We start from the raw sequence: 5506 nt of genomic DNA on the forward strand, positions 1-5506 counted from the left end.
TTGAATTGTTATGTTAGAAAATAGAAAGGAAAAATTATGTTCAAAAGATTTAGAAGACTTAGAATCAATCCGGTTTTAAGAGACCTTGTCCAAGAAGTGAATTTAAGCGTAAACGATTTTATATATCCTCTTTTTGTAAAAAGCGGGGAAAATTATAAAAAAGAGATAGAATCGATGCCGGGCGTTTATCAAATGAGCTGCGATTATATATTAAAAGAGTGCGAAGAGTTAAAAAAGCTTGGAATTAGAGCGATTATACTTTTTGGCATCCCTGAAGTAAAAGATAGTATAGGAAGTGACGCGCTATGCGAGCATGGAGTAATCGCCTCAACTTTAAAAGAGATAAAAAAAGCCCATCCAGATATGTTTGTAGTTACCGATCTTTGTTTTTGCGAATATACAGATCACGGCCATTGCGGTATTTTAGATCCCGTTTTAAAAACGGTAGATAACGACGCCACATTAAAAATTTTGAAAGAACAAGCGATAATCCACGCAAAATCTGGAAGCGATATGATAGCCCCGAGCGGAATGATGGATGGGATGATTAGCGCAATAAGAGAGGCTTTAGATAATGAAGGGTTTGTAAATCTTCCCATAATGAGCTATTCAACAAAATTTGCAAGCAGCTACTACGGACCTTTTAGAGACGTTGCCGAATCAGCACCAAGTTTTGGAGATAGAAGAAGTTATCAGATGAATCCCGCAAATAGAAGAGAAGCGATCTTAGAAAGCCTTGAAGATGAGGCTGAGGGAGCGGACATTTTGATGGTAAAACCGGCTTTAGCCTATCTTGATATAGTAAGAGATATTAGAGAAAATAGCAAGCTACCTTTAGCGGTTTATAACGTAAGCGGCGAATACTCTATGCTTAAAATGGCGGCAAAAGCCGGTGTGATAGATTATGAAAAAGTTATGATGGAGACTATGCTAAGCTTCAAAAGGGCTGGGGCCGATATAATTATCAGTTATCACGCAAAAGAGGTTGCACGTTTATTGAATGAGCAAAGTTAAACCATATAAAAAATCAACTTAAAGGTGCGTTTTGTATAAAAAAATTTTAATTTTTTTTAAAAAAATTTACGACGAAAATATCACCTTATATGCTTCATCTTTAAGTTTTCATACAATTTTTTCTATTATTCCGCTTCTATTAGTCTCTTTTTCCCTTTTTACCAAAATGCCCTCATTTAACGAATATTATGAAAAAATAAAGGAGTTTATATTTTCAAATCTTATGCCAACACATCAAGAAACCGTAACCAAATATCTTGAGAGTTTTTTGCAAAATAGCGAAAAACTTGGAATTATCGGTTTTGTATTTGTCATTTTTGCCTCTTTGATGTTTTTTCAAAATTATGAATTTATCGTAAATAAGATTTTTAAAACAAAACAAAGAGGTATCTGGCAATCTATCACTACATATTGGACACTTGTTACGTTAGGTCCCATTGCCCTTGCGCTATCTTTTTATCTCTCAAATCAGATACAAAAACTACTAAACCAGTTTGAATATACAAATTGGATAAATTTTTTATCGATTTTTCCATATTTAATCATTTGGGGACTATTTTTTATCACATATATAATTTCCGCTAACACAAAAATTGAAGCAAAATCGGCCGCAATATCTTCCTTTGTAGCCTCTTTGATATGGTATATAGGCAAAGGGCTATTTGTTTATTATGTAGTTTATAGTAAAACATATCTAACCATTTACGGCTCTTCGAGCGTAATTTTATTTTTCTTTTTATGGATATATATATCTTGGATAATATTTTTATACGGTTTGAAACTTTGCTATATTATAAATAAAAAAGATAAAGGAGACGAATATAAGGAGATAGAAGATCCTCTTTTTATAGATTGAAGCTATAGATAAAAAGATATAAAATATCAAAAACCAAAAGGGAGTTTTAAAAAAGAGTCTCTCATACTCTAAAGATAACAAAATCTCAATCAAACTATCAAAAATGTCTCCATAACCAAATAGATGAAAAATCAGCGAGAGAGGATAAAAAACGGTAAAAGCCATAGTAATAAAAGGAGAAAAAAGTTGATAATAGGAAAAATTTTCAAAAAAATAGTGCACTATCGGCACCATAGCTATAAATATCCAAAAATTTAAAAGTAAAAATATCTGCCACTTTTTAAGATAGGAAAAATAGTGTAAAAAAAGATATATATAAAAAACTCCGCTCACGGATAACCAAAAGCCGATTGAAAAAATGAATTTTGGGAAAATGGATAAAATCAACAAAACAACCCAAAAGAGCGTCTCAAAAGAAAAAATTTCAATATGCCTATATAATAAAAAAAATCCGACAATTATCATAAAATAGGCTCTCCAAACAGATGCCACCTCGCCTAAAAAAACCGCATATAATAAACATAAAACCAAAACTAGGATCGTAATATCAAAATAGCCGTTTCTGTATGGGAAAAATTTTTGCTGAAGTGGAGTATATATAGTTTTAAAAATAAAAAATAAAAATATAAAAATTAGCCCAAAATGAAAACCGCTTATAGCTATAAGATGGCTTATCCCTAAAAAAGAGAGTTTCTCTCTTAACTCTTTTGAGATGGGCTTTGATAAAAAAATGGCTCCGTAAAGCTCTTTTATTTTGGTATTTTTATGATTTGAAAAAAAAGTTTTGGCTAACTTTTCTTTAACTGAAAATTTTGGCAAAACCTTTTTTATATAACTAACATAATAAAAATTTTTCAAAAAATCCAAAAAATTTAGTTTATATTTGGATTTTATCAAGAGTATTTCAACACTTCTTCCTGTCAAATCTTTTAAATCCTCTTTTGAGGTAGTATAAAAGACAAACCCTTCGGCTGATCTTAATTTTAAGACATAACGGTTTTTTTTCTTATATTGATGCAAGATCGAGGCTGTTGTTTCATAATATTTTTTTGATATTAAATTTTTATAATTTTGATATTCGAAAAAGAGATTTAAAAAAGCTATAAAAATAAGTAAAGAAAAAAATAAAAATCTCTCTTTAAAATTTATAAAAAGAGGGACTTTTAAAAGAGCCAAATCTTTCCTTATACCGGAGGTATGTCTATATGAGTCTCTTTTATCTCATACTCTCTTATCGTCTCTGTTGCCTCTTGGGCAAATTTTACGTAATCTTTATGAAAATATAGCTTCACAACTCCCGTAGGACCGTTTCTTTGCTTACCTATTATAATCTCTGCCTCTTCAACCTTTTTTTCGGGTATTTGGATATCTATCTTTTTACCCTCTTTTGCGGCCTCTTTTGCTTTTTCTTTCATCTCTTTGATTTTATATACATCGTCTCTATACACAAAAAGTATAACATCGGCATCCTGTTCTATAGCCCCCGACTCTCTCAAATCACTTAGCATCGGTCTTTTATCAACTCTGCTCTCAAGGGATCTGTTTAACTGAGAAAGCGCAATTATAGGTATCTCCAACTCACGGGCCAAAAGCTTTAAGCTTCTACTTATCTCACTAATTTCTAAATGTCTTTCTTTATTGCTCCCGCCGCTCATTAACTGAAGATAGTCTATTATAGCAAGTTCGATATCTGGGTGGGTCGATTTTAATTTTCTTAATTTTGCTCTTAATTGATGTATATTTATAAGTCCCTCATCATCGATAAAAAGTTTTCTACTAGCCATATAATCGCTAACTCTGCTAATCTCGCTCCACTCAGCGTCCGTTAGATTTCCCACTCTAAGCCTTTGAAGAGGTATTGCGGCTTTTGCGCTAAGCATCCTAAGCAAAAGCTGTTCTGCTGGCATCTCCAAAGAAAAAATAGCAACTCCCTTGTTATGATCGAGCACATTTTGAGCAATATTTAAACTAAAAGCGGTATTGTGCGTAACCGTGCAATCTTCAAGTAAAAATAGTCTATTTCCATCTATCTCAAATCCATAATATTCATCTACTTTATCAAACTCTACTTTTATTCCCGTTTGATTCCAAGATCTAATACAACTCCACCCTTTTGCCTTTTTTCTTTCTACCTTTACAGGGATCTTATCTACATCTCCAAAAAATCTTACTCTATAATATTTTCTTTTTTCTTTATTATAATTTACATCTTTTTCAACCAAAGATGTTCTAAATCCTAACGTATCACATAAAAATTTTATCTGTCTGGCCAAATTTAAATCTTTTTGTGTTATCTCATAACCGCCACTACTTTCATCATAATACCCATCCGAATCAATTAATCCCGCAAGAAGTTCTAACCTTTTTTTTGTAGAATTTGCTAAAAATTTATGAGGTATATGTTTATTTCCCAATAAATTTAAATCTCTTAATCTTTTTTGAAGTGAATTGCCTCCGCCTTTTTCTCCCGTAATTGCATATATTGGCGTTTTATTTTCGCTTTTATAAACATTAACTTTTAGCCCAAGAGTCTTTGCATATTCGTTTAGATAATTAACAATTTCTTCATCATCGACCGTAATTCTAACATCATCACTTCTTCCATCGCCAAGCCATATCCCCAAAAAATAGGGCTCAATCTCTAACGGTTTTTCTTCAAATTCAACCGCTACTTTATAACCTTTATAATTGCTTTTAAATTTATCGCTTTTTTGTAAATACTCTTTAACTGATATATTCAAAATTTCGCCATGCTTATGAGAACCTTCGTTTCGACTTCTCTTTAACGAAAGAATATGAGACTCATTAACCCTATAATCAATCCCTTTGTTTTGTTTTATCCAATACATTTTTTCTCTACCGGATGTTATGGATAAAACTCTTCTTGGAGTTGAATCATCTCCCATTAAAAGATCGCCCACTTTTACATCTTCTACATTTTTTAAAGTTCCATCATACATTAAAACTTTAGTCCCTTTTCCTAAACATTTTCCCATGGACGGCCTTGCGGCAATGATTATTAGATCTCCTGGGCTAAAACCTGCAGTTTTTAGGTTTAGTTCATGAAAACCGGTATCTAAGCCAACTAAAATGGAGTTGCCCTTTTCTTTCATTTTTAAGATATGATTTAACGTCTCTTTTACAACCTCTATGGAGCTTTTAAAATCTTTTGCACTTGTTTCTTGAGTAATTTTATAAAGTTTGCTTTGTATCTCGTCTATCGCATCCGTAGCTGGAAGATCCTGCTCAATCGTTAGCTTTTTTATCTCTGTTGTTAGGTGCACAAGCTCTCTTTTTATGGCTTTTTCTTTTATCTCTTTTACGTAAGCGGCGGTATTTGATAGAGGATTTGCGGCTAATATTTCTAAAAACTCGTTTTCGTTAAACTCTTTTTTTAATATAAGCTTCTCTTTTAAAAACTCTTCATCTATGGGCTCATCTTCTCTAAAAAGCTCTTCCATTGCGGCAAAAATATTTTTATGAAAAGGGTGATAAAAATCTTCCGGTTTTAAAATAGCCGCAACATCTTCATAAAGGGAAGGATCAAATATAATAGAGCTTAACACCGCCCTTTCTATATTGAGATTGTATAAATGCGCTTCCAAGAATTTCCTCTTTAGTTTTTATTTTATTATA

The 5506-nt window shown here is 32.0% G+C and carries 4 protein-coding genes; 2 read left to right on the top strand and 2 right to left on the bottom strand.

Annotation, left to right across the window (positions count from 1 at the left end; genetic code table 11):
* Positions 1–36: 36 nt before the first annotated feature.
* Both hemB and AC30RD_RS05685 read left to right on the top strand, forming a co-directional pair.
* Positions 37–1014, top strand: coding sequence for a porphobilinogen synthase (gene hemB, locus AC30RD_RS05680; RefSeq protein ID WP_489493368.1), 978 nt, complete (start codon positions 37–39; stop codon positions 1012–1014).
* Positions 1015–1045: 31 nt separating this feature from the next.
* Complete coding sequence (locus AC30RD_RS05685) at positions 1046–1870, top strand: YihY family inner membrane protein (RefSeq protein WP_489493369.1); 825 nt, start codon at positions 1046–1048, stop codon at positions 1868–1870.
* Here AC30RD_RS05685 and AC30RD_RS05690 read toward each other — a convergent pair.
* Together AC30RD_RS05690 and dnaB are read right to left on the bottom strand one after the other, a co-directional pair.
* On the bottom strand, positions 1781–3046 hold the full coding sequence (locus AC30RD_RS05690) for a ComEC/Rec2 family competence protein (protein ID WP_489493371.1): 1266 nt from the start codon (positions 3044–3046) through the stop codon (positions 1781–1783). The genes AC30RD_RS05685 and AC30RD_RS05690 overlap by 90 nt on opposite strands.
* Positions 3047–3054: 8 nt before the next feature.
* Positions 3055–5475, bottom strand: a complete 2421-nt coding sequence (gene dnaB, locus AC30RD_RS05695; RefSeq protein WP_489493373.1) for a replicative DNA helicase — start codon at positions 5473–5475, stop codon at positions 3055–3057.
* Between the last annotated feature and the right edge of the window lie 31 nt (positions 5476–5506).

It is taken from the genome of Nitrosophilus sp. (assembly GCF_982775275.1).